The sequence below is a fragment of the Pseudorhodobacter wandonensis genome, assembly GCF_001202035.1.
GTDB classification, from domain to species: Bacteria; Pseudomonadota; Alphaproteobacteria; order Rhodobacterales; family Rhodobacteraceae; genus Pseudorhodobacter; species Pseudorhodobacter wandonensis.
This window is the reverse complement of sequence record NZ_LGHT01000044.1, coordinates 115,139-139,686: the sequence shown is the minus strand read 5'-3', so window position 1 is coordinate 139,686 and position 24,548 is coordinate 115,139. Positions and strand designations below refer to the sequence as shown.

Here is a 24,548-nt window from a genome sequence, read left to right as displayed (position 1 = left end):
AGGACAAAACAATGAAACGACGCGATTTTCTGGCCCTTTCCGCCGCTGCCCTCGCACTGCCCCGCACAGGCTTTGCCGCCACCGAGCTCGGCTTGGGTCAGGGCAAGCTGATTACCCTGTCCGATGGCAACCTTACCCTGCCCGGTGATTTCGTCTTGGCCCAGATGGACCCGGCGTTGGCGGCAGCCATGCGCCAGAAATACAACCTTGATGCCAACAGCTATACCCCGCCCTGCAATGTCACCCTGTATCAGGACGGCACCCGAAATGTGCTGTTTGATGTTGGTGCCGGCCCCGATTTCATGCCCTCTGCAGGCAAGTTAGACGAGGCACTGGCAGCGGCTGGCATCACCCATGATGATATCACCCATGTCGTCTTTACCCACGCCCACCCCGACCACCTCTGGGGCCTGCTGGATGATTTTGACGAACCGCAATTCGCCAATGCCGAATACTTTATCGGACAGTCCGAATTTGACTATTGGACCGACCCCGACACCGTGAACACCATCGGCGCGGCGCGCACAACCTTTGCCGCTGGCGCCGCCCGCCGCCTTGATATTCTGGCCGAACAACTCCAGTTTTTCACTGACGGGGCCGAGCCCGTCCCAGGCGTCACCGCCCGCCTTTCGCCCGGCCATACACCGGGCCATATGTCCTTTATTGTGGGTGGCAAGGCGCTGATTACCGGCGATGCGATTTCCAACAACTTCGTCGCCTTTGAACAACCCGGCTTTGCCACCCCGTCTGACCAAGACCCCGCGATGGCCGCGACCACCCGCATCGCCCTGCTGGATCAGATCACCGCCGACAACCTGCAAATCGTTGGCTTTCACCTGCCCGGCGGCGGCATCGGCACCGTGACCCGCCAAGGCGACAGCTATTCATACGTCGAAGGATAACCCATGCGTTTTCTCGCCCTCCTCTTGCTCGCCACGCCCGCCTTTGCCTCCGAAGATATCCCCGACCAATACCCGCAATCGCTGCTCTATTCCAAACCGGTCGAGGTAATCCCGCATATCTTTTCGGCAATCGGCGCCACCGCCCCGCCCACCTATGAAAACGCAGGTCATAACAACAACCTGTCCTTCATCGTTACAGGTGACGGGGTTGTCGTGGTCAATTCCGGCGCATCCTACCTGCTGGCGCGCGCCTTGCATGATGAAATCAAGGCTGTCACCGGCCAACCGGTAAAACTGGTGATCAATGAAAACGGCCAAGGCCACGCCATGCTTGGCAACAACTACTGGATCGAACAAGGCGTGCCCGTGCTGGCGCATGCCGATGCCGCAGCCGAATTTGACCATAGCGCCGGCCAATCACTGACCGCGCTCAAGGCCTATGCACGCGAAAACGCCGAGGGCACAGATCCAATGGGCCCAACCGAAACCTTTACCGACAAGCGCGAAATCACAATGGGCGATTTCCGCATCGAGGTGCTGCACCTCGGCCCGGCCCATTCCCCCGGTGACACGCAGGTTTGGCTACCCGATCAAGGGCTGATGATCGCAGGCGACATTGCCTTTCACGAACGCATGCCCCCGATATTCCAAGGCACCTGCACCAGTTGCTGGATTGAAACTTGGGAAGGGCCGCTGACCGACCTGTCGCCAACCTATGTCATCCCCGGCCACGGCCACCCGACCAATTTCGCCCAGGTCACCCGCTATACGCATGACTACCTTGTTTACCTGCGCGAAAAGATTGCCGAGCATCTCGATGCCGGCGGCGACCTTGCAGGTGCCTATTACGTCGATCAAACGCCTTATAAAAACCTCGACACTTTCGAAGAACTTGCAACCAAGAACGCAGGCGTGGTTTTCGCGGAAATGGAGTTTGAATAGCCCCACCGCACACCCCGAATTTTCTGCGATAGCCCAAATCGCCCATTGGCGCGGCGTATCTTACAATTTCCCCCTTGTGGTCATGTGAATAGCCGCACACTCTATCGGCTATGAATTTCGCGGAAAATTTGGGACATGCCAAAAGGGGGCAACAAGATGTCGGACGCTATCACCATTCGCTACCAAGCTGCGCAAACCATCGCGCGGGATGCGGGCGCGCTGGGGCTTAAGTATTTCAACAGCTTTGATACCCTTACCATCGAGTCCAAATCCCATCAGGATTTCGTGTCCGAGGCCGATAAAAACGTCGAAACCCTTGTCCGCGCCGCGATTTCCGCTGCCTTTCCCGATGATGCGATTGTGGGCGAGGAAGACGCGCCCGCGCCCGGCACCTCGGGCTTTACCTGGGTTATCGACCCGATCGACGGCACCACCAATTTCATTCACGGCATTCCGCAATGGTGTGTGGCCATCGCGATTGTGCAAAACGGCCAAACCGTGGCGGGCATTATCCACGACCCTGTGCATGATGAATGCAACCATGCCATGCTGGGCAACGGCGCGTTTTGCAATGACAAACCCATCCGCACCCTGCAGGGCCGCCCAATTACCAACGGCTCGCTTGGCGTCGGCTTTTCCGGCCGCACCCGTGCCAGCGGCAGTGTGATCACCCTTATTGACTTGATTGTGCAGGCCGGCGGCGTGTTCTGGCGCAACGGCTCGGGCGCACTCAGCCTTGCCTATGTCGCACAGGGCAAATTGCTGGGCTATGTCGAGGAACATATGAACGCGTGGGATTGCATCGCAGGCCAGCTGATGATTGCCGAGGCAGGCGGCAAGGTCGAGCCGCAAAACGCTGATGATATGATCGCAAACGGCGGCCGCGTGGTGGTTGCAACCGCCGAGCTTTTTGATCAGGTGCAGGCTATGGCCGATCAAGCCTACAAGGCTTGAACCGCCGCCAGATCAATATCAACCACGCCCAAAACAGCCTTCGCCGCCTCGGCCCCCTTTTTCAGGAAATGCTGGGAATAGAACCCCACATGGTCGGGCGTGGGCTGGAAATGGTGCGGCGTCAGGCTGACCGAAAACACCGGCACACCGGTTTTCAACTGCGCCTCCATCAACCCGTTCACCACGGCGGCAGCGACAAAATCATGCCGGTAAATCCCACCATCCACCACCAAAGCCGCGGCAACAATGGCATCAAACTTGCCCGTTTCGGCCAGCTTTTGCGCCAGCAACGGCATTTCAAACGCGCCGGGCACGTCATAGCTTACCACATGCGCTTCACGCCCTGCGGCCTCCATACCCGCAGCAAACCCTGCCAACGCCTGATCGACGATCTCGGCATGCCAGCGGGCCTTGATAAAGGCGATTGTCAATTTTTCAGTCATAGGAACCTTCCTGTTACATGTCAGGCCCCCAAGGCGCAGCAAGGGCGGTAAAACCACCCCCACCGTTGTTCCTTCCATCCGGACTATACCGTCGGCCCCGGAATTACACCGAGTCTGCTGACCTCAGGATTTCAAGGAAATCCATAAGCGCTCGCGGGCTATCACCGCCGGTGGGGAATTGCACCCCGCCCCGAGAACGCCCGCACCCTAAAACGCAGCCGCGCCAAATGGCAAGACCGGCACGACTATTCAGGCACCAAAACCGGCCCTGACGCTGCGAAAGACAGCATCACATCCTCACCAACCCGCAGCGGCGCGGTTACATCATCCAGCACAGCAAACAGGCTGCCAAAAGCCGCCTCAACCGTGTATTCCATCCGGCTGCCAACATAGGTTGCTTTGGCAATGCGGGCAGGCATCCCTTGCCCATCCGCACCAATCCGCACCCGGCTGGGCCGCACCGCCACCCGCGCCTCGCCGGGCCGCAACCCGCGCGACGCCAAGGAATGCCGGAAATCACCAATCCCGATCTCGGCCGTATCACCGGTGACCGACAAAATCTCACAAGGGATCAGGTTCGCCTCACCAATAAAATCGGCGACAAAGGCATCGGCAGGCGCCTCGTACAGGTCGCGTGGCGTGCCCTTTTGGGCGATACCCGCATTGCGCATCACCACGATTTCATCCGAAACCGCCAGCGCCTCCTCTTGGTCATGGGTCACGTAAACAACCGTCAGCCCAAGGTTTTGCTGGATCTCGCGAATTTCCTCGCGCACTTGGCGGCGCAGCTTGGCATCAAGGTTCGACAGCGGTTCGTCAAACAGCAACACCTGCGGTTCCAGCACCAGCGCCCGCGCCACGGCAACCCGCTGCTGTTGCCCACCCGACAGCTCGCTTGGCAAGCGGTCACCGAAACCCGTCAGGCCAACCAGCCCAAGGCCAGCCACCGCGCGATCCTTGGTTTCCGACTTGTCAAAGCCTGAAAATTTCAACCCGTAGCTAACGTTTTCCATCACCGTCATATGCGGAAACAGCGCATAGGATTGAAACACCATCGACACATCACGGTCGGTCGCAGGCAGCGTGGTCACATCCTTATCGCCGATATAAATCTGGCCCTTGCTGGCAATTTCCAGCCCCGCGATCATCCGCAGGGTCGTGGTTTTCCCGCAACCCGAAGGGCCAAGCAGCGTCACCAAAGACCCCGCCGCAACCTCAAGGTCAATGTTATCCACGGCCACCACATCGCGCCCGTACACCTTTGTCACCCCTTTAAAGCTGACCGAGGCCGCCTTGGCGTTGATCTTGACCATGTCTTAATGCCCCCCCGAATTTGAGCTGCCCTGATTTGAACTGCGCCGCCCGATTTTGGTGCGCCCAACGGCCAGTTGCAGCGCCCCGACCGCGATCAGCATCACAAAAATCAGCGCGGTTGAGTAGGCAATCGCCAGCCCGTAATCATTGTTTTCCACCCGCCCGATGATATAGCTTGTCGCCATGTCATACCGTGCCGACACAAGAAAAATCACCGCCGAAATCGCCGTCATCGCCCGCACGAAACTATAGACCAATGCCGCCAGAATTGCGGGCCGCAGCAGTGGCAAAATCACCCGCCGAAAGGTCTGCCAAGAGTTCGCGCCCAAGGTTAGTGACGATTCGTCCAGCGATTTGTCCAGTTGGCTCATCGACGCAATCCCCGCCCGCACACCCACCGGCATGTTGCGGAACACAAAGCTGATGACCAGAATAATCCCCGTTCCCGTTATCTCAATCGGTGGCACGTTGAACGCCAGAATATAGGCCACCCCGATCACCGTACCGGGAATGGCAAATGACAGCATCGTGCCAAATTCGAACGACTTTTTGCCTGCGAAGTTCTGCCGCGTCAGCAAATAGGCCGTAATCAACCCCACCGCCGCCGTGAACGGTGCCGCAATCGTCGCGATCATGATCGTGGTAAAGAAACTGTCCCACGCCGAGCCCGTCCAGCGCACACCATTGTCACCCCAGCTTACGGCAAAGGCGGTCAGGTAATGCTTGAACGTCAGCGTATCGTCCACACCCCAAAGCTGCACGAATGATCCGTAGACGATGTAAAGATAAACCATAATCGTAAACAGCGCCCACACCGCCGCCACCGCATAAATTGGCAAGGCAAGGCCCAGCGGCATTTCAGGGTGAACGCCCGCATCGCCTTTGCCGGTCACGGTGGTATAGCTTTTCTTGCCCAGCCAGAACCGCTGCAAGTAAAACGCGCCCAGCGTAAAGCCCAGCAAAACCATCGCCAAAATCGCAGCGCGGCTTTGGTCATATTGCGCGCCGACGATGGCGAAAAAGATCTCGGTACTCAGCACATCGAAATTGCCGCCCAGCACCAGCGGGTTGCCAAAATCGGCCATGCTTTCGATGAACCCCAGCAAAAACGCATTCGCCAAACCGGGGCGCATCAGCGGCAAAGACACCGTACGAAATACCTGCCAGCGGTTGGCACGCAGGGTCTGCGCCGCCTCTTCCATACTTGGCGACACGCCTTCGACCACGCCGATCAGCACCAAAAACGCAATCGGGGTAAAGGCCAGAACCTGCGCCAGCAACACCCCCGGCAGCCCGTACAGCCACCGCGTCGGCTGCACGCCCAGCACACCCGAAACCCATTGCGTCACCGTGCCCGACAACCCGAACAGCAAGATCAGCGCCAGCCCGATCACAAACGGCGGGGTGATAATCGGCAATACCGTCAACGCCCGCAGGCTTTGCTTGTACCGAAACCGCGACCGCGTCAGCACCAGCGCGAACACAAGCCCCAGCAGCGTCGTAATCACACCCACCAGCACCGCCAGGAACAACGAGTTCCACGCCGCCCCGCAACTGGTGCCCGAAAAACAGCCAAGCCCCCAAATGCGCCGGTCTACAAACTTGCCGAAAAATTCAACAATCGAATAGCCGCCCTCATCCGAAACAAAGGCAGCCCCCAGCATTTTCACGATGGGAAAGAAAACAAAGATCGACACAATGGCGATCACACCGCCAATCGCCGCGGTTACGAACACATCGCCGTTCACCGCACCCCGCGCCGCAATACCTTGGGTGAACAGAAACAAAAACGCCGACGCCACGATCAGCGCGCCATACCCCATGCCAAACTGCCGGTCTTCTAACGGGCCAAACAGCGCCGTCATCCATTCATAATTAAACCCGCGCAGCCCAATGCCCAAACCCTGCGCCACAAGCCATGCAAAACCGAAACCACCTGCAGCAATCAGCACAACCCCATAAATCGGGTCGGTTTTGCGCCGCCTCAGCACCAACAGCGGCGCAATCAGCGCGGGCAGCATCGGCGCCAGCCACAGCTTTTGGCCCAGCGCGATCAGCATCGCGGCGGGGGCATGATCGGGGTCTGTCGGATAGCCGTCAAACAGCCATTCAAGGCTATAAAAATCCTCCACCCCATACCAAGGCAAAAGGAAATAACCGACCCATCCGGCGATGATCCAAAAGATCAAAACCGGATGGGTGGTGCGTTCAGAGGTTACAGTCCGCAATGGGTTTACTGCGGCAAGGTGGAAACTTCGTCATCCCACTTTTTCAGCAACCGCTTACGTTCATCAGACGAACCGTATTTTTTGAAGTCATAGTCGATCAGCTTGATCGCATCCAATTTCGGCGCCTTGTCAGATGATTGCGCCGATTTGTTCGACATCACCTGAAACGCGTTCACTTGCAGCGCCAGCGATTGCGCCTCGGCGGTCAAAGCCCAGTCATAGAACTTTTTGGCCTCTTCCATATTCCGCGCACCTTTGATGATCGACATCGAGCCAATCTCATAGCCCGTACCTTCACACGGGGCGACCGTCACAATCGGAAAACCGGCAACCGTTTGCGCCACGGAATCATGCATAAACACGATGCCAACGGTGGTTTCACCCGTACCCGCCGCCTTGATCGGGGCCGAACCTGACTTGGTGTATTGGTTGATATTGGCATGCAGGCGCTTCATGTAATCAAAGCCCTTATCCTCACCAAACAACTGCACCATCGTGGCAAGCGTTGTATAGGCCGTGCCCGAAGAATTGGGGTTCGCCATCTGCACTTTGCCTTTGAACTCCGGCTTGGTCAGGTCTTCCCAGCAGGCAGGCGCGGTCAGGCCCGCATCGGCCAGCAGCTTGGTGTTATAGCCAAAGCCCAGCGCGCCGGAGTATATGCCAATCGTTTTGTCGCCTGCCGAAGTGGCCTGCGCAATCGCCCAAGGGTGCAGCTGGTCACGCATCGGCGAAACATAGGGTTCCGTCAGGTCTTCCTCGGCGGCCTGCAAATGCGGGTCGCCCGTGCCGCCCCACCAAACATCACCCTTGGGGTTAACTTCCTCGGCCTTCACCTGCGCAAAGGTTTCGCCCGAGGATTTGCGGGTCATATCCACGTTAATTCCCGTCGCTTCTTCAAAGCTGCGGGCCATCAACTGGCACCAATCTTCTTGCGCCGAACAGTACAGGTTCAGGTTTCCAGCAGCCATGGCACCACCCGCCGAAAGCCCGGTCGTCAGCGCCATCACCGACGCTGCAAGTGTAAATTTCCGCATGTTTTCCTCCAGGACGTTATGTGTTTCGTCTTCCCCTAACGCAAGGTTGCGACGCTTTTGTGTATGTTGCAACTTATTTTGTAACAGAAAAATGACAGCCCCCGCACAGCCAGCCCAACTGGCCCAACACTTGCATGCTCTGCCCGCTGGCCAATCTGGCGTTGCAAACTGCGTTGACACAACAGCATTTCCGGCAGCAGACTGGTCCAAAGACACGCATCGCAAGGCCCCTGAAACGGCCCCAAAGATACGAGGATGGATGACACCTTATTTGCGCCCCTCCACGCTTCATGCAGCCTTGCAGGCCCTGCGCGCAAATGGCTTGGGCGGCAATAGCCCGCGCTTGCTTGCCGGTGGCACCGATCTTTACCCCGCAACCCAAAGCGCCTGCCTTGCCGGCGATATGATAGACCTGATGGCCCTGCCCGAACTGGCGGGCATCACACAAACCCCTGCGGGCCTGCGTATCGGCGCCTGCACCACTTGGGCCGCAATCGCGCAGGCCAAATTGCCGCCCGCACTGCACGCGCTGCAACAAGCCGCGACACAGGTTGGCGGCGCGCAAATCCAGACTGTCGGCACGATTGGCGGCAACCTGTGCAACGCCTCGCCCGCGGCCGATGGTGTGCCACCTTTGCTGGCCGTCGATGCGTCGGTTGAACTAACCTGCGCCAATGGCACCCGCCACCTTACCCTGCCCGATTTCATCCTCGGCCCGCGCAAAACGGCCCGTGCGCCGGATGAGATCCTGACAGCTATCCTTATCCCGAACAGCGCCCTTGGCGGCCAATCGCATTTCCTCAAACTCGGCGCACGGGCCTATCTGGTGATTTCCATCGCCATGGTCGCCGCCCGCCTTACAGCCGAAAACGGCAAGATCACCAGCGCCGCCCTTGCCGTTGGTGCCTGTTCCGCCACCGCCCGCCGCCTCGCGCAGGTTGAGGCGGCCTTGATCGGCCAACCCCTCGGCGCGCCGATGGTCGATGCAAATGCCGTCGCTGCAGCCCTGTCCCCGATGGATGACCTGCGCGCCACTGCCGCCTATCGCAGCCACGCCGCGACCGAGCTGCTGCACCGCGCAATCACCCGAACCTGTCAGGCCTTGGCATGAAAATCAGCCTTACCCTCAACGGCCAACCCGCCAGCTTTGACACCCCGCCCAGCCTGCGCCTGTCAGCCCTGCTGCGTGAAAACGCAGGCCTGCGCGGCACCAAGGTCGGCTGCGATGCCGGCGATTGCGGCGCCTGTACCGTGCTGGTTGATGGCGCACCCGTCTGCGCCTGCCTGATGCCAGCCGCCCGCGCCGATGGCCGCAGAATAGAGACTGTTGAGGCCGAAACCGATACCCTGACCCGCCTGCGCACCGCCTTTCACCGCCACGGCGCAGCCCAATGCGGCATCTGCACACCGGGCATGTTGATGGCCGCCTCGGCGCTTTTGACCAGCACCCCAAACCCGACCCCCGATCAGGCAAAACAGGCGCTTGGTGGCGTGTTATGCCGCTGCACCGGCTACACCAAGATCATCGCGGCAGTCTGCGATACCAACCCCGCGCCCGCGCCACAAATCACCGGCCCTGCCGTTGGCGCATCCATCCCGCGCCTTGACGGCGCAGCCAAAACCACAGGCGACATCTTCGGCGCCGACCTCTGGCAAAGCGGTGGCCTGATCGTCCACGCGGTCCGCTCGCCCCACCACTCCGCCCGCTTCACCCTTGGCGATACCGCTACATGGGCCAAAGCCCATAACGCCACGGTCTTCACCGCAGACGACATCCCCGGCATCAACCGTTTCGGCGCAATCCCCGCATATGCCGATCAACCCGCGCTTGCCGAAACCCACATCCGCCAGCGCGGCGAGGCCATCGCCCTTGTCGCTGTTGAGGACGGCATCCCAACCCCCGACCTCGCAACCTTTCCTGTCACTTGGCATCCGCTGACTCCGCTCCTGACGCCGACCGAAGCACTGGCCGCAAACGCCCCGCAAATCCACGAAAACCGCCCGCAGAATACGCTGATCACAGGCACCGTGCGGCGCGGCGACACCGCCGCAACACTCACCGCCTCGGCCCATACCGCCAGCGCCACGATTGAAACTGCTTTCGTCGAACACGCCTATATTGAACCCGAGGCAGGCGCGGCATGGATGGACGGCGACACCCTCGTCATCCGCGCCTGCACCCAAGCCCCGATCATGGACCGCGACGATACCGCAGCAGTCCTTGGCCTGCCGCATGACCGGCTCCGTATCATCCCTTCGGCGGTCGGCGGTGGCTTTGGCTCCAAGCTCGACGTGTCGCTGCAACCCCTCATCGGCTTGGTCACGCTGAAAACCGGCCGCCCCTGCCGGATGGTCTATACCCGCGCCGAAAGCATGGCCTCAACCACCAAGCGCCACCCCGCACAAATGACAGGCCGCATCGGCTGCGATGCTACTGGGCGCATCACGGCGCTGGAATTTGACGGCGTGTTTGATACCGGCGCCTATGCCAGCTGGGGCCCAACAGTCGCCAACCGCGTGCCTGTCCATGCCTCCGGCCCTTATTTCACACCCAACTATTCGGCCACAGCCCGCGCTGTGCATACCAACAACCCCACCGCCGGCGCTTTTCGCGGCTTTGGCGTCCCGCAAGCGGCAATCTGGCAAGAAATCATTTATGACAAACTCGCCGATCAGATCGGCATGGACCGCCTCGAATTTCGCTTGCTGAATGCCATTCGCAATGGCCAAACCACTGCGACCGGCCAAACGCTGCACGCCGCAGGCATCCATGAATGCCTGACTGCGCTGCGCCCCCACTGGCAAAACGCGCATGCCAACCTAAAGCCCGGTCGCGGTGTGGGCATCGCCTCATGCTGGTACGGCTGCGGCAATACCGGCCTGCCCAACCCCTCGACCATCCGCCTCGGCATCACGCCGCAAGGTGCGCTAACCCTGCACCAAGGCGCCACCGATATCGGCCAAGGGTCCAACACCGTCATCACCCAGATCGCCGCCGATGCGCTGGGCCTGCCCGTCGCGCAATTCCACCTGATCGGCCCCGATACCTTTCTGACACCCGATGGCGGCAAAACCTCGGCCAGCCGCCAAACCTATGTCACTGGCCGCGCTGCCCATGCTGCCGGCAGAAGCTTGCGCGCCGAAATCCTGCGCCGCCTGAACATGGGCGACGCCGCTACACTCGCGCTCACGGGCCAAACGCTCACCGCGCGCCAAGGCAGCCAAACCGCCACCCTGCCGCTCGACACCATGCCAGCCAATGCCCATGGCTACGCCTTGATGGCCCAGGAAACCTACGACCCTCCAACTACGATCCTCGATGAAAACGGCCAGGGCACCCCCTACGCGGTCTACGGCTTTGGCGCGCAACTGGTCGAACTCGACGTTAACCGACACCTCGGCACCGTCAAACTGGTCAAAATCACCGCCGCGCATGACGTGGGTCGCACCATCAACCCCCTGCTCGCCACCGGTCAAATCGAAGGCGGCATTGCCCAGGGTCTCGGCCTCGCGCTGATGGAGGAATACCTCCCCGGTCGCACCGAAAACCTGCATGACTACCTTATCCCCACCACCGGCGACATGCCCGAAATCGAAAGCATCCTGATCGAAGTCCCCGATCCAAACGGCCCTTACGGCGCCAAGGGCCTCGGTGAACATGTCCTCATCCCAACCGCCCCCGCTATCCTGAACGCCATTCGCCACGCCACCGGGGCCGAGATCACCCGCCTCCCCGCCCTGCCCCATCGCGTCCTTGCTGCCATGCAAAAGGCCACCAAATGACCCCCATCATCTATCCAAAAATATCCTCAGGGGGTGAGGCCGCAGGCCGAGGGGGCAGAAGGCCCCCTTTCCCCCGCCAACCCAAAGACCCATCGCCATGACCACACCCGAGAAAATCCGCTGCGATGCCTGCCCCGTCATGTGCTACATCGCCCCCGGCCAAACCGGTGCCTGCGACCGCTACGCCAATGACGCAGGCCGCATCATCCGCACCGATCCCGTCGTCCTTTTGTCCAAAACCCTGACTGAAGGCGGCCGCATCGTGCCCTTCGCCGCCCGCGATTGGAACGGCGACCCCTTTCCAACCGATACAATCGTAACCGGCATCGGCGCTGGCACCACCTACCCCGATTACAAACCCGCCCCCTTCATTATCGCGTCAGAGGTAGAGGGGGCCGATATGGTCACCGTCGTCACCGAAGCGATCTTTTCCTACTGCGGCGTCAAAGTGAAAATCGATACCGACCGCTTTCTCGGCCCCGAGGGCGCAACCGTCCGCGCCCAAGGCGAGGCTATCGGCCATGTCACCACCGCCGAATATGGCAGCCAAATGCTGTCACTCGGCGGCGTACATCACCTGACCGGCGGTGAAAAAGCCGAAGGCCGCGTCACCTGCGCCGCCCTTTTGGCGCTGTGCAATGGCGAGGCAGTAGAGCTGACGATAGACCAAGGCAGCCACGTCACCGTGCAGGCGGGCCGCGCACCCATCGTCGATGGCCGCGTTGAAAACCGGATGCGGGTGGGCTGTGGCTCGGCCACCATCGGCATGTTCGCCGATCAGTGGCAGGGGCTGGTGGATGAGGTGGTCGTGGTTGATGACCACATCACCGGCGTTGTGTCGGAACATCAGGCCGGCAAGGTGCTCGGCTGGCCCGACACCGGCATCAAGATCCTTGGCCGCCGGTCCACCCCCGGCCGCTATTTCCGCGTGTCGGAACCGGGCTTGGGTTGGGGCGGTACGTCAATCAATGACCCTCTGGAAATCCTCGGCCCGTGGAATGCCAAAAAGGGTGCGCGGGCAGGTTTGCGCTTGCTGATGGTTTCAACCACAGGCGAGGAATTCGCCTATTATATTCTGGACGAAACCCTAACCCCGCAACCCAAAGAAATCCCCGACGCGCTTATGCCTTCAGTCAAACTGATTGACGAAAACTGCGAGCCGTCGCTGTGCACAGTGCTGTTCATGGGGGGCGCTGGCGGCTCGCTTCGCGCGGGGGTAACGCAAAACCCCGTGCGCCTGACGCGGTCTGTGCAGGCACGACAAACCCGCCTCACCTCGGGCGGGGCAGAATGCTATGTGTGGCCCGGCGGCGGGATTACCTTTATGGTTGATGTCACGCTACTGCCCGCAGGCGCATTTGGCTATGTGCCCACCCCCGCACTGGTGGCACCGCTAGAGTTCACCTTGCCCCGCGCCGAATATCTTGCGCTGGGCGGGCATGCGGGCGCGATAAAGACCCTGCCTGACATGCTGCGGGATGGCGGCGAATACCCGACTGCAGCGCGTCTTATTCCGCAAAAGGCACCGCTTAAATGACAGGGCGGGATAGTAGGTATTTGTACCAAGATGAAATCAGGGCGCAGGGTTATTGTGCCAACCGGTGGCAATAAGGTGGGCGGGCCGCAGATCACGCCTCTTTCGGGCAACCGTTTGCACCTGAATCATGGGCCGATCGATCTGGTGCTATGGGCCGAGGGGCGGGACGTGGCGCAGGCCTATCGCCAAGCGATGGACCGGTTTGCGCATGTACTTGAGGAACTGGTCGCCGAATTGCCCGCATTGCGCAGCCCGGCGCCAAAGGCTTTACAAGGCCCGATTGCACAAGCCATGGCCGCAGCCGTGGCCCCGTTTCGTCCCGCCTTCATTACACCTATGGCCGCCGTAGCCGGTGCCGTCGCCGATGCGGTGCTGGCCGCGATGTGCAATGATCTGGCGTTGACTCGCGCCTATGTGAACAACGGCGGCGATATTGCGGTTCACCTTGCGCCGGGCCAAAGCCTGACGGCGGCGATGGCAGGCGGGGCCAGATTGGTTTTGCACCACGACCAAGCGCCCCGAGGCATTGCCACATCAGGGCGCGGCGGGCGCAGCCTTTCGCGCGGCATTGCCGATAGCGTGACGGTTGTGGCCCGCACCGCCGCAATGGCCGACGCCGCTGCGACGATGATCGCCAATGCGGTTGATCTGCCAGACCACCCCGCCATAACCCGCCGCCCGGCGCGCGCCTTACAGGCCGATAGCGACCTTGGTGATATTTTGGTGACAACAGGCGTGGGCCCTTTGACCCAAGCCGGCATTTCACAAGCCCTGAGCGCAGGCGAAACCGCCGCCCGCGCCTATGCCGCCCAAGGGCTTATTGCCGGCACTGCACTTTTCCTGCATTCTGAAACCCGTACCCTTGGCACGCTTAGCCTTGTAAAGGACCCCGACCATGTATGATTTCGCCTTGCGAAAAACCCTGCTGTTTGTTGAAGACACCCAACACGAAGGCGGCCCACCCGCCACAACACCGCACCAACGCGGGGCCATCATCGCCGTGGTCAAAAACCCCTTTGCCGGCCGCTATGCCCCCGATCTGCAACCCGCGATGGAGGCGCTGAAACCGCTTGGCCTGCTGCTGACCGACCGCCTGATCGCGGCGATGGGCGGGCGCGACGGAATTGATGCCTATGGCAAAGGCGCGATTGTCGGCGCGGGGGGCGAGATTGAACATGGCGCGCTGTGGCACGTGCCAGGCGGTTATGCGATGCGCGAACGGCTTGGCACCAGCAAGGCAATTGTGCCATCGGCGATGAAGGTTGGCCCGATGGCCGCCACGCTTGACGTGCCTTTGGGCCATATCAACGCCGCCTATGTGCGCAGCCATTTCGATGCCATGACACTTGGCGTCCCCGATGCGCCGCGCAACGATGAGATCGCCTTTATCCTTGCCATGGCACGCGGCGGGCGGGTGCATTCGCGCATGGGCGGGCTAGAGGCATGGGATGTAAAGGGCGAGGACGGGTTGCGCTGATGCGACTGGCGGCGATAATATGCCTGACGCCGGGTGTCGCACTCGCCTGCGCCTTGCCGCCATCGATCATCATGACTCTGCCGACCGACTATTACATGCTGGGCGCAGCAATCACCGTGGCCGTGACCGGATTGCTGGCCACCTCGCCACGCCTGCTGCCGCGCATGACCGCGCGCAGCCTGTTTACACGCCCAATATTGCTGCCTGTGACCGCCACCAGCTATGCGGCGTGGATCGTGCTGCTGGGCCTTATCCTTATCGGGTTTCTGGGCGCGCGCGACCCGATGCACAACCTGCTGACCCTGACAATCTGGACGGTGATCTGGGTTGCCTTGCCGATGGGCTGCACGCTGTTTGGCAACCTTTGGCACGCGATCAACCCGTGGACAGCGCCGATCCGCCTGACCCGCCAGATGCTGGGCCGCACCGGCAACATCGGGCTGGCGCGCTTTGGGCATCTGCCTGCGGTGGCGGGGCTGTTCGGGTTTTTCTGGTTCTACATCGTTTCCATGTCACCCGACGACCCGCAAACCCTTGCCATCGCCACCGCAACCTATTGGACCGCGATCTATGCGCTGGGCGTGGCCGAAGGCGAGGATTGGCTGCAAGAGGGTGAATTTCTGACCGTCTATTTCGGGTTCATCTCTAAAATCGCACCATTTTGGTTAGATATGAAAGGCAGCCGCGCCACGCTGAAACTCGGCTGGCCCGGCACACAAATCCTGATCATGCCAGCGCTTTCGCCCAGCGCCATCGCCTTTGTCACGCTGGCACTGGCGGGCCTTACATTTGACGGGCTGCGCGAAACTTTCTGGTATATGGGCCTGATCGGGGAAAACCCGTTGGAGTTTACAGGGCGGTCGGCGGTAATCGGGGTGAACAGCCTTGGCCTGATCGCCACTTGGGGGCTGACGGCCGCAACAATCATGGCGGCACTACACGCAGGGCCGATGTTGCAACGCCAACCCGCACTTGCCATGGCAGGTGGGCCTGTGCCGCACAAGGCGAGGCCAAACCTGATGCCGGTGATGCTGTCATTTTTGGCCATCGCGGCAGGCTATCACGCGGCGCATTACCTGACGACCCTGCTAACCGCTGGCCAATACATGATTTTCGCCCTGAATGACCCGCTGTTTCAGGGCGATGCCTATCTGGGCCTGCCACCCTTTTATATCTCAATGGGGTTCTTGACGGATCAGGGAATGATGACCCTGATCTGGAATACCCAATTCGCCCTTATCCTTGGTGCGCATATCCTTGCGGTCATCCTTGCCTTGCGCCTTACGCCTGCAGGGGTGCAAGCGCGGGTGCATTTTCCCCTGACGGCGCTGATGGTGGGCTATACAGTGCTGGGCCTATGGCTGCTGGCATCGCCCAGCGGCTAAAGCAATAGACAAGCCGTTTGTAAACGTTCATTCTTTCCCCAAGGCCTGATCAGGATGGCCACCTCCAGCAGCAAGGACTGTGACATGACAAGATTGATCGGAATGACCCCCTCTCGCCGCGGCCTGCTAAAGGGTATGGCCGCCACCGCCTCGGCGCTTGCGCTGCCCGGTTTTGTACAGGCGCAAAGTTCGGCCCCGATCAAGCTGGGGTTTCAATTGCACCGCACCGGTATCGGCGCCGCCTATGGCCGCTGGTATGAACGCACAACGCAGGCCGCGTTGAAAGTGGTGAATGATCAGGGTGGCATCAATGGCCGCCCGGTAGAGGTGATATTCGAGGATGATGGCACCGACCCGAAACGCGGTGCCGAAGTGGTCGAGAAACTGGCCAGCCAGGCTGGCTGTGACGCAATCTTTGGGCCGTTGTTTTCCCATGTCGTCATCGGCTCGGCCCCCCGCGCGGGCGAGCTGAAAGTGCCCTATCTTGTCTGCTCCGAAGGCTATCACGTCGCCAGTGGCATGTTGAACCGTTGGACCATGCAGCCCGGCATTACCGATGTACGCGCGCAGGTTTCATCCATGGCGCCTTGGGTTGCGAATAATTTGGGCAAAAAGGTCACGATGGTGTTCCCCGATTACGCCTTTGGCCATGACCACCGCGATTATTTCACAGCGGCAATTCAGGCGCAGGGCGGTGAGGTCATCAAGCACATCGCCATTCCGCCAACCGAAACCAGCTTTACCCGCTACCTGCCGCAAATCCCCAAGGAAACCGAGGTGCTTTACCACGTCATGGTCGGCCCTGCCGTTCTGACCTTTGTGAAAGAGCTGGGCGAGTTTTACGGCACCGGCGCACGCCCCGAGATCTTTGGTTTCATCGACAGCCTGGAAGCCGTTGATACCGCCTCGCCGGGCCTGGAGTTTCTGGAAGGAACCCATTTCTGGGAAGGCAATTGCCGCGTAAAACAGGCCGATGCCAGCGAGAATGAGGCCTTTTACCGCATGGCCGTCGGTGTGGATGACAATGGCGCATCGGTTTCGGATGCCAAGGACATCTCTACCTATGCCCATATGTTTTCGTGCTGGGAAACGCTGTTCATACTAAAGGCCGGGATGGAAGCGGCGGGATATCAAGGCGTCGCCGACCGCCAGAAACTGGTAGAGGCGATCGAGGCTATGACCACAATGCCCGAAAGCGCGGCGCATCCGCAGGGCGATAAGGTCTTTAACGCCAAGATGCACCAGGTCTTTGGTCACCAAAATATCTCAAAAGTAGAAGGCGGCAAATTGGTGCGGGTGTACCGGACCAGCATCGAGGAAACCATGTACGAGAACGACACAGATTACACAGCGATGTCGTTCTAAGGGACCGAAACAGGCAGGGGGCGCTGCCCCCTGACCCCCGAGGTATTTTTTCCAAGATGAAATACAGGTACGTCTGAATGGATTTCGGCCCTTTCTTGCTGCTGGCCCTGATGGAAGGCACTGTCATGGCCGCCGTTCTGGCGTTGACCGCCGTGGGGCTGTCGCTGGTGTTTGGGGTGATGCGGGTTGTCAATGTCGCGCATGGCGAGTTTTTCATGCTCGGCGCGGTGATTGCATGGTTTGTGACGCATTACATGCCGGGACCACCGGCAGTAGGATTTGCCGCGGCTTTGGTGATTTGCCCGCTGCTGGTCGGCGGGGTTGCGGCGCTGTCGGACACGCTGATCCTGAAGCGGTTGAACTATGACCCCGAAGCGACGATCGTGGCGACCATCGGGCTGAGTTACATTTTCCAGCAAGCCGCGCTGACGTTTTATGGCCCTGATGCGCGGCCGGTTGAGGCACCGTTTGACCTGCGTATTCAGCTGCCGTGGTTCGGTTATTCCGGCTATAAAATCGCGGTCGTGGTCGCAGCGATTGTGATTTTGCTGGCGGTTTGGCTGTTGATGACCCGAACCCGCGCAGGCCTGATCATGCGCGCGACGCAGCTTGATCGCACCACAGCCCGCGCCTTTGGTATCAATGTAGATCGGGTCTATGCTGCCGTTTTTGCGCTGGGCGCCGGGCTGGCGGCGGTGGCGGCGGTGTTGATCGTGCCAATTCAACAAGCCCATTACCTGATGGGGCATGACCCGCTGCTGCTGTCTTTTATCGTCGTGATCATCGGCGGATTGGGGAGCTTGCGCGGCACGTTGCTGGCGGCACTGGTCATCGGACTGTCCGATGGCGTGATCTCGGTGTTTTTCTCGCCCACATTGGCGAAAATCCTTGCCACCCTTTTGGTCGCAATGGTGCTGGTATTCCGCCCCCAAGGCCTGTTCGGGGTAAAGCAATGACGCGCGCGCTTGCCCTCCACCTTGGCGTAATCGCAGCGCTGTTTGCCGCGCAATACCTGCTGCCATCCTATCACCAGACCAACATCGCCCGCATCATGGTGCTGGCGGTGTTTGCAATGGGCTATAACATCGCCTTTGGCTATACGGGGCTGCTCTCGCTTGGCCACGCGTTGTTTTTCGCGGCGGGGCTCTATGCAACCGGCCTCGGGATAGAGCTTGCAGGCCTATCCGCTGCACCTGCCCTGCTGCTCGGCCTGATCGCAGGCGGCGCAATCGCAGCGGCAACCGGTGTTTTGGCTCTGCGGACCAGCGGCGTCAGCTTTATGATCGTCACTTTGATGTTCGCCCAAACCGGCTATCTGACCATCCTGTATTTCGGTACCTATACGCGCGGCGACGAAGGCATCGTCATCAACCGCGCCGCCCGCGCTATCGGCAGCTTGGATCTTTCGGCCGATACACCCCGTTATTTTGCCGCCCTCACGCTCTTTGCCATCGCGCTTCTTATCAACCTGATGCTCACCCGCTCGCGCCTCGGCCGGTCGATGATCGCCATGCGCGAAAATGAGCAACGCTCGCGCATGCTCGGCTATAACCCGTTTCGCGTAAAACTGATCGCTTTGGTCATCTCGGGCCTTTACGCGGGCGCTGCGGGTGCGGCCTATGGGGTGCTGTTCGGCTATGTCGGGGCCAGCTTTGCCACGATCCAATACTCTATCCTGCCGCTGCTTTATGTCCTGCTAGGGGGGGCAGGCACCACGCTGGGGCCATTCCTTGGCGCGCTTATCATGTTTTACCTCATCGACATCTCCTCCGGCTATACCACGGCACATTTGTTTGTCGTCGGCGCGGCGCTGTTGGTGCTGGTGCTGTTCGCGCCCAAAGGCATCCTTGGCACCCTGCGCGAAAGGGCGGTGAAATGGCTGCCATAATCCTGTTTGCACGCGGATTAACCAAGCATTACGATGGCATCAAAGCGGTTGAGAACGTCGATTTCGACCTGACTGCCGGCCAGATTCACGCCCTCATCGGCCCGAATGGCGCGGGCAAAACCACCTTTGTCAGCCTGCTGTCAGGCCGCATCACGCCCAGCGCAGGGACCATTCAGTTTGACGGCGCCGACATCACGCGCCTGCCCGCCCATAGCCGCGTCGCGCGCGGCATCGCCTACACGTTCCAAATCACCTCGATCTACGCTAATTTGCCTGTGTTTGATAACGTCGCACTGGCAATTCAACGCAAAGGCAGCAAACACCTGAAAACCGACACTATGGCCGCCCTTGCCCGCGTCGGCCTCGACAAAATGGCCGACCAAACCGCAGGCACGCTGGCCTATGGTCACCAACGCCTGCTGGAAATCGCGATGGGCCTGTCGATGAACCCCAAACTTCTGATTTTGGATGAACCGACCCAAGGCCTCGCCAATTCCGAAATTGAGGCTTTCAAGGCCCTGATCCGCGCCGTCACCCCCCAAACCACTGTCCTGCTGATCGAACATAACATGGATGTGGTGATGGACCTTGCCGACCAGATTACCGTGCTGAACTTTGGCGAAAAGCTGGCGACCGGAACCCCTGCCGAAATCCGCGCCAATAAAGCGGTGCAAACCGCCTATCTGGGGGGTTAGAAATTGCTGGAACTCAAAGCCATCAACGCAGGCTATGGCAATGTTCAAGTGCTGCGCAACCTGTCACTGACCGCCAAACCGGGGCAAGTCACCTGCGTTATGGGCCGCAACGGCGCCGGTAAAACCACCATGCTGCGCACGATCATGGGTCAGGTGCAGGCGCAGGCAGGCAGCATCACCTTGAACAACACCCCCTTACACGGCCTCCCCGCGCATGAGGTTCCGCGCCACGGCATCGGCTATGTTCCTCAGGGCCGCCGCCTGTTTGGCGAACTGACCGTCGCGCAAAATATCGAAATCGGCCTGATGACCCGCCACAAAACCGCAAAAACCCGCGACTACGTGCTGTCGCTTTTCCCCCGCCTGCGCGAAAGGCTTGCACAACGCTCTTCCACCCTCTCGGGCGGCGAGCAACAAATGCTCGCCATCGCCCGCGCGCTCTGCCTCGAACCGGCGGTCCTGCTGCTGGATGAACCAACCGAAGGCCTGCAACCCTCAATGATCACCCTGATCCGCGAGACGTTGCTCACCCTGAAAGCCACAGGCGTCGCCACCATCCTTGTCGAGCAACGGGTTGATGCAGTCCTCAGCATGGCCAATCAAATCGCATTCGTCAGCAATGGCACCGTGGCCGAGACACTGGAAAACACAAACCTCACACCCGCCACCCCGCAATTCCAAACCTATGTAGGTATCTAAAATGCACCCCCGCTTTCTTTTCGGCATAAATATCCACGGGGGGTCTGGGGGGCAGTCAGCCCCCCAGCCTTGCCATCAACCCTCCGGCACAAGCAGATGACCAACCTCATTGCAGGCGCCGATGTCGGCGGCACCTTCACCGATCTCGTTATTCTGAACCCCGCCATGGGTGAGGTGCGCCTCGCCAAAACCCCGACAACATTAGACCCCGCCACGGGCGGCCAGTCAGCTGGCGTCCTGGCCGCTCTCGAACAGTCCCAAACACCGCTCGATCAAGTTGCGCTTATCGTTCATGGCACCACAACCACCACCAACGCCGTGTTGGAACGCAAGCTCGCCAAAACCGGCCTCATCACCACCCGCGGCTTTCGTGATATCCTAGAGCTCGGCCGCCGTACCCGCCCCCACGCCTACGGCATGACGGGCCAGTTCACCCCCGTCATCCCCCGCGACCTGCGGCTCGAGGTTACCGAACGCATGGATGCGAAAGGCCGCATTCTTACCCCTCTGGATGAGGATGAACTGCGCCAAAACGTCACTAAACTGGCTAAAATGGGCTGCGAATCTCTCGTCATCCACTTCCTCCACGCCTATGCCAACCCCGCCCATGAACAACGCGCCGCCGAAATCGCGGCCGAAATCTGGCCCACCAACTACATCACCTGCGGCCATACCCTGCTCTCGGAATCGCGCGAATATGAAAGGGGCGTCACAGCCGCCGTCAACGCCGCCGTCCAACCGCTCCTTGAACGCTACATCCGCTCACTTGCCACCGCCCTCCACACCAAAGGCTATCAACACGACCTCCTCGTGATGAACGGCAACGGTGGTATGGTCCCGGCATCCCAAGTCAGCGCCGAGGCGGTCAAAACCGTGATGTCCGGCCCCGCGTCTGGCGTTATGGCCGCAGTCGCCACCGGCCGCCGCGCCGGCATCCCCAACCTCATCACCTATGACATGGGCGGCACCTCTACCGATGTCGCCCTCATCAAAAACGCCCGCGCCCCGGTATCGAACGAAATCGAAGTCGAATACGCCATGCCGATCCACGTCCCGATGGTTGATGTCCGCACGGTTGGCGCAGGTGGCGGCTCTATCGCGCGGGTCGATGGCGGCGGCATGCTGCGCGTTGGCCCGCAATCCGCAGGCTCTACCCCCGGCCCGATCTGCTATGGCAAAGGCGGAACCGAGCCCACCATTTCCGATGCCAACCTGCTGCTCGGCCGCCTTCCGGCGACCCGCTTCAACACCGATATAACCGCGCTTTCCGCCATATTCGGCACTAAAATAGGCCAACCCCTTGGCCTTTCCCCCGAGGCCGCGGCCGAGGCCGTGATCCGCATCGCCAACACCCATATGGCCGGTGCAATCCGCATGGTCTCGCTCTCGCTCGGGGCCGACCCGCGTGATTATGCCCTGTTCGCTTTCGGCGGTGCAGGCCCGCTGCACGCCACGGCCCTTGCGGCCGAACTTGGCATCCCCCGCGTTCTGGTCCCTGCCCGCCCCGGCATGACCAACGCGCTTGGTTGCGTCGTCGCCGACCTGCGCCACGATTCCGTGCGCACCGTCAACCGCCCGCTCGACAGTGCCGATATTGCCGAAATCCACGCCATCCTTGCCGATCAAATCGCCACAGGCACCGATCGCATCAACGCCGCCGGCGTCAACCTGACCAACACCCAGACCGAGCTTTCCGCCGATATGCAGTTCATCGGCCAAACCCACCTGCTGCGCGTCCCGCTGCCCCATGCCACCCCCACGCGCGATGACCTGCAACAACGGTTTGAGGCCGCCTACCACGCGCGTTTCCGGGTGAACCTGCCAACAATCCGCGCCAATCTGGTGAACCTGAACACATCCGTCATCGGCCAACGCCCTGAAATGGACCTGTCGCGCCTGATCGACCCCGCCGCGCGCCTTGCCAAGCCCACCCCACAAACCACCCGCCCCGTTTGGTTCAACGGTTGGCTAGAAACGCCTGTCTATTGGCGCGATCACCTGCCGCTAAACCTGCATCTTAACGGCCCCGCGGTTATAGAACAGATGGATACAACAACCCTTGTCCACCCCGGTTGCACCGTTACATCCGACCCCGATGGAAACCTGATTATTGAGGTGCCAAATGCCTGAAACAGGCTCTAACACCGCCAAAATTGACCCGATCACCCTCGCCGTGATTCAGGCAGGCCTGCAACAAACCTGCGATGAGATGGACCTGACCTTCAGCCGCGCCGCCTTTTCCCCCGTGATAGCCGAGGCTGACGACCGGTCAGACGGCATCTATTCCGCCAGCGATGGCGCGCTGATCGCCCAAGGCGCGCGCGGGTTGCCCGTCTTCGTCGGCACCATGCAGTTTTCGACTCGCCACATCATCCGCCGTATCGCCTCGGGCGAAACCCTGCCGCCTGAACCGGGTGACATTTACATCGTCAACGACCCCTACCTTGGCGGCACGCATCTGATGGACGTGCGCTTTGCCATGCCGTTTTACCGCGATGGCAAAATCTTTTGCTGGCTGTCCAATACCGGCCATTGGCCCGATACCGGCGGCGCTGTGCCGGGCGGTTTTTCCGCCTCGGCCACCGCAGCAGAACAAGAGGGCCTGCGCCTTCCCCCCGTCAAACTGTTCAAAAAGGGCATATTAGACACTGAAATCTGGGCGGTGATCTGTTCCAACATCCGCGTATCCGAACAACGCATCGGCGATGTGCAGGCCCAGGCCTCGGCTCTGCTGGTCGGTGCAGATCGGCTTACCGCGCTGCTGGACCGCTACGGCGATGCCACCGTCACCGCAGCCATCGCTGAAATTCGCACCCTCGCCGCTGCCCAAATGCGCGCCAAAATCGCGCTGATCCCCCAAGGCTCGTACAGCGCCAAGGCCTATATCGACAGTGACGGCGTGGTAAACGAACCACTAACCATCGCGCTGAAAGTCACCCGCACGGGCGATCGGCTGACCTTTGATTTCACAGGTTCTTCCCCGCCCTGCGCCGGCCCGATGAACTCGGTTCAGGCGACCACGTTTTCCTCGGTTTACCTTGCCCTACGCCACATTTTCCCCGATGTGCCGCTCTCGGCCGGCGCGTTTGAGCCGCTGCACATCACGGGCATTGATGGCACATTCCTTGATGCCCACTACCCCCGCCCCGTGTCAGGTTGCGCGGCCGAGGTCAGCCAGCGCATCGCCGAGGCGGTTTTTGCCGCCCTTGTTCAGGCGGTGCCAAAGCTGGTAACAGCCGCCCCCGCAGGCACCTCGGGCAATTTCGGCCTTGGCGGGCATGACCCCGAAAAGGGCCGGGATTTTGTGATGTATCAAATCTCAGGCGGCGGTTATGGCGGCAATAGTGACCATGACGGCCTATCCAACGGTTGCTCGACCATCGGTATTTCCAAGGCCCCACCGGTTGAAATTATGGAGCAAACTTTCCCCGTTCTCTACCGCCGCTACGCCCTGCACGAAGGCTCGGGCGGCGCGGGCCAACATCGCGGCGGCTTTGGGCTGGATTATGAGGTGGTGCTGCTGCGCGGCACCGCGCGCGCCAGTTTCGTAATGGACCACGGCCGAACAGGGCCACAGGGCGCGATGGGTGGCAGTGATGGGGCGGTAAACCGCGTTGAAATTACCCGTGGCGGCGAAACCTTTACCCCGCCTCACCTGTCCAAGGCCCAGGATATCGCCCTGCAACCCGGCGACAGCGTGCGCGTCCGCACCCCCGGCGGCGGCGGATATGGCAACCCTGCCGCGCGTGACCCTGCCCTGATCGCCGAAGACATCCGCCTTGGCCGCTACACCATTGAACAGGCGCGCACTTTGTTCAAACGCGTTTCAAAAGATTAATTTCAGGTTAATTTTTTTGGCGATAGTGTTGTATATCAATGCTTTACCAGAATGTCCGCGCGCG

At 60.5% G+C, this 24,548-nt stretch carries 20 protein-coding genes and 1 riboswitch; of the genes, 16 read left to right on the top strand and 4 right to left on the bottom strand.

The annotated features are described in order from the left end of the window. Positions 1 to 11: 11 nt before the first annotated feature. The 3 genes from AKU79_RS15670 (at position 12) to AKU79_RS15660 (ending at position 2,798) form a co-directional block, all read left to right on the top strand. Entirely contained in the window at positions 12 to 902 is an 891-nt protein-coding gene (locus tag AKU79_RS15670) for an MBL fold metallo-hydrolase (protein WP_050524510.1), read from the top strand. 3 nt (positions 903 to 905) lie between these two features. Continuing rightward, the gene (locus AKU79_RS15665; RefSeq protein ID WP_050524509.1) at positions 906 to 1,844 is read left to right on the top strand and encodes an MBL fold metallo-hydrolase; all 939 of its coding nucleotides are present in this window, start codon (positions 906 to 908) and stop codon (positions 1,842 to 1,844) included. A 156-nt stretch (positions 1,845 to 2,000) separates the two neighbouring features. Next, entirely contained in the window at positions 2,001 to 2,798 is a 798-nt protein-coding gene (locus AKU79_RS15660) for an inositol monophosphatase family protein (RefSeq protein ID WP_050524848.1), read from the top strand. Here AKU79_RS15660 and AKU79_RS15655 read toward each other — a convergent pair. The 4 genes from AKU79_RS15655 to AKU79_RS15640 all read right to left on the bottom strand — a co-directional run bounded on the left by AKU79_RS15655 (position 2,786) and on the right by AKU79_RS15640 (position 7,817). Beyond that, complete coding sequence (locus tag AKU79_RS15655) at positions 2,786 to 3,241, bottom strand: 6,7-dimethyl-8-ribityllumazine synthase (RefSeq protein ID WP_050524508.1); 456 nt, start codon at positions 3,239 to 3,241, stop codon at positions 2,786 to 2,788. The two genes, AKU79_RS15660 and AKU79_RS15655, sit on opposite strands and share 13 nt — an antisense overlap. 63 nt (positions 3,242 to 3,304) lie before the next feature. After that, positions 3,305 to 3,443, bottom strand: a riboswitch (FMN riboswitch). Positions 3,444 to 3,486: 43 nt separating this feature from the next. Beyond that, complete coding sequence (locus tag AKU79_RS15650; protein WP_050524507.1) at positions 3,487 to 4,554, bottom strand: ABC transporter ATP-binding protein; 1,068 nt, start codon at positions 4,552 to 4,554, stop codon at positions 3,487 to 3,489. A gap of 3 nt (positions 4,555 to 4,557) precedes the next feature. After that, positions 4,558 to 6,783: an ABC transporter permease gene (locus tag AKU79_RS15645; RefSeq protein WP_050524506.1), complete on the bottom strand. Its 2,226-nt coding sequence runs from the start codon at positions 6,781 to 6,783 to the stop codon at positions 4,558 to 4,560. A 5-nt stretch (positions 6,784 to 6,788) separates the two neighbouring features. Beyond that, the gene (locus tag AKU79_RS15640) at positions 6,789 to 7,817 is read right to left on the bottom strand and encodes an ABC transporter substrate-binding protein (protein ID WP_050524505.1); all 1,029 of its coding nucleotides are present in this window, start codon (positions 7,815 to 7,817) and stop codon (positions 6,789 to 6,791) included. Positions 7,818 to 8,076: 259 nt separating this feature from the next. Here AKU79_RS15640 and AKU79_RS15635 point away from each other — a divergent pair, with 259 nt between their 5' ends. The 13 genes from AKU79_RS15635 to AKU79_RS15575 all read left to right on the top strand — a co-directional run bounded on the left by AKU79_RS15635 (position 8,077) and on the right by AKU79_RS15575 (position 24,484). Further along, complete coding sequence (locus tag AKU79_RS15635) at positions 8,077 to 8,928, top strand: FAD binding domain-containing protein (protein WP_050524847.1); 852 nt, start codon at positions 8,077 to 8,079, stop codon at positions 8,926 to 8,928. Then, complete coding sequence (locus AKU79_RS15630) at positions 8,925 to 11,600, top strand: molybdopterin-dependent oxidoreductase (RefSeq protein WP_050524504.1); 2,676 nt, start codon at positions 8,925 to 8,927, stop codon at positions 11,598 to 11,600. The genes AKU79_RS15635 and AKU79_RS15630 overlap by 4 nt, the downstream gene beginning before the upstream one ends. Positions 11,601 to 11,697: 97 nt before the next feature. After that, positions 11,698 to 13,137 carry a hypothetical protein gene (locus AKU79_RS15625; protein WP_050524503.1) on the top strand — a complete coding sequence of 480 codons (1,440 nt, stop codon included), beginning with the start codon at positions 11,698 to 11,700 and terminating at the stop codon, positions 13,135 to 13,137. 30 nt (positions 13,138 to 13,167) lie between these two features. Further along, positions 13,168 to 14,040 carry a UPF0280 family protein gene (locus AKU79_RS15620; protein ID WP_156209818.1) on the top strand — a complete coding sequence of 291 codons (873 nt, stop codon included), beginning with the start codon at positions 13,168 to 13,170 and terminating at the stop codon, positions 14,038 to 14,040. Next, a complete protein-coding gene (locus tag AKU79_RS15615; protein WP_050524502.1) occupies positions 14,033 to 14,614 on the top strand; it encodes an amino acid synthesis family protein in 582 nt (193 codons plus the stop codon). Before AKU79_RS15620 ends, AKU79_RS15615 begins: the two co-directional genes overlap by 8 nt. Beyond that, positions 14,614 to 15,999: a hypothetical protein gene (locus AKU79_RS15610; protein ID WP_050524501.1), complete on the top strand. Its 1,386-nt coding sequence runs from the start codon at positions 14,614 to 14,616 to the stop codon at positions 15,997 to 15,999. Before AKU79_RS15615 ends, AKU79_RS15610 begins: the two co-directional genes overlap by 1 nt. A gap of 84 nt (positions 16,000 to 16,083) precedes the next feature. Beyond that, positions 16,084 to 17,364: an ABC transporter substrate-binding protein gene (locus tag AKU79_RS15605; protein ID WP_050524500.1), complete on the top strand. Its 1,281-nt coding sequence runs from the start codon at positions 16,084 to 16,086 to the stop codon at positions 17,362 to 17,364. Between the two features lie 77 nt (positions 17,365 to 17,441). After that, a complete protein-coding gene (locus AKU79_RS15600) occupies positions 17,442 to 18,320 on the top strand; it encodes a branched-chain amino acid ABC transporter permease (RefSeq protein ID WP_050524499.1) in 879 nt (292 codons plus the stop codon). Continuing rightward, positions 18,317 to 19,252: a branched-chain amino acid ABC transporter permease gene (locus AKU79_RS15595; protein ID WP_050524498.1), complete on the top strand. Its 936-nt coding sequence runs from the start codon at positions 18,317 to 18,319 to the stop codon at positions 19,250 to 19,252. The genes AKU79_RS15600 and AKU79_RS15595 overlap by 4 nt, the downstream gene beginning before the upstream one ends. After that, positions 19,240 to 19,947 carry an ABC transporter ATP-binding protein gene (locus AKU79_RS15590; RefSeq protein WP_082224075.1) on the top strand — a complete coding sequence of 236 codons (708 nt, stop codon included), beginning with the start codon at positions 19,240 to 19,242 and terminating at the stop codon, positions 19,945 to 19,947. The genes AKU79_RS15595 and AKU79_RS15590 overlap by 13 nt, the downstream gene beginning before the upstream one ends. 3 nt (positions 19,948 to 19,950) lie before the next feature. Beyond that, entirely contained in the window at positions 19,951 to 20,646 is a 696-nt protein-coding gene (locus AKU79_RS15585) for an ABC transporter ATP-binding protein (RefSeq protein ID WP_050524497.1), read from the top strand. Between the two features lie 96 nt (positions 20,647 to 20,742). After that, entirely contained in the window at positions 20,743 to 22,776 is a 2,034-nt protein-coding gene (locus tag AKU79_RS15580) for a hydantoinase/oxoprolinase family protein (RefSeq protein WP_050524496.1), read from the top strand. Beyond that, positions 22,769 to 24,484, top strand: a complete 1,716-nt coding sequence (locus AKU79_RS15575) for a hydantoinase B/oxoprolinase family protein (RefSeq protein WP_050524495.1) — start codon at positions 22,769 to 22,771, stop codon at positions 24,482 to 24,484. Before AKU79_RS15580 ends, AKU79_RS15575 begins: the two co-directional genes overlap by 8 nt. Positions 24,485 to 24,548 lie beyond the last annotated feature (64 nt).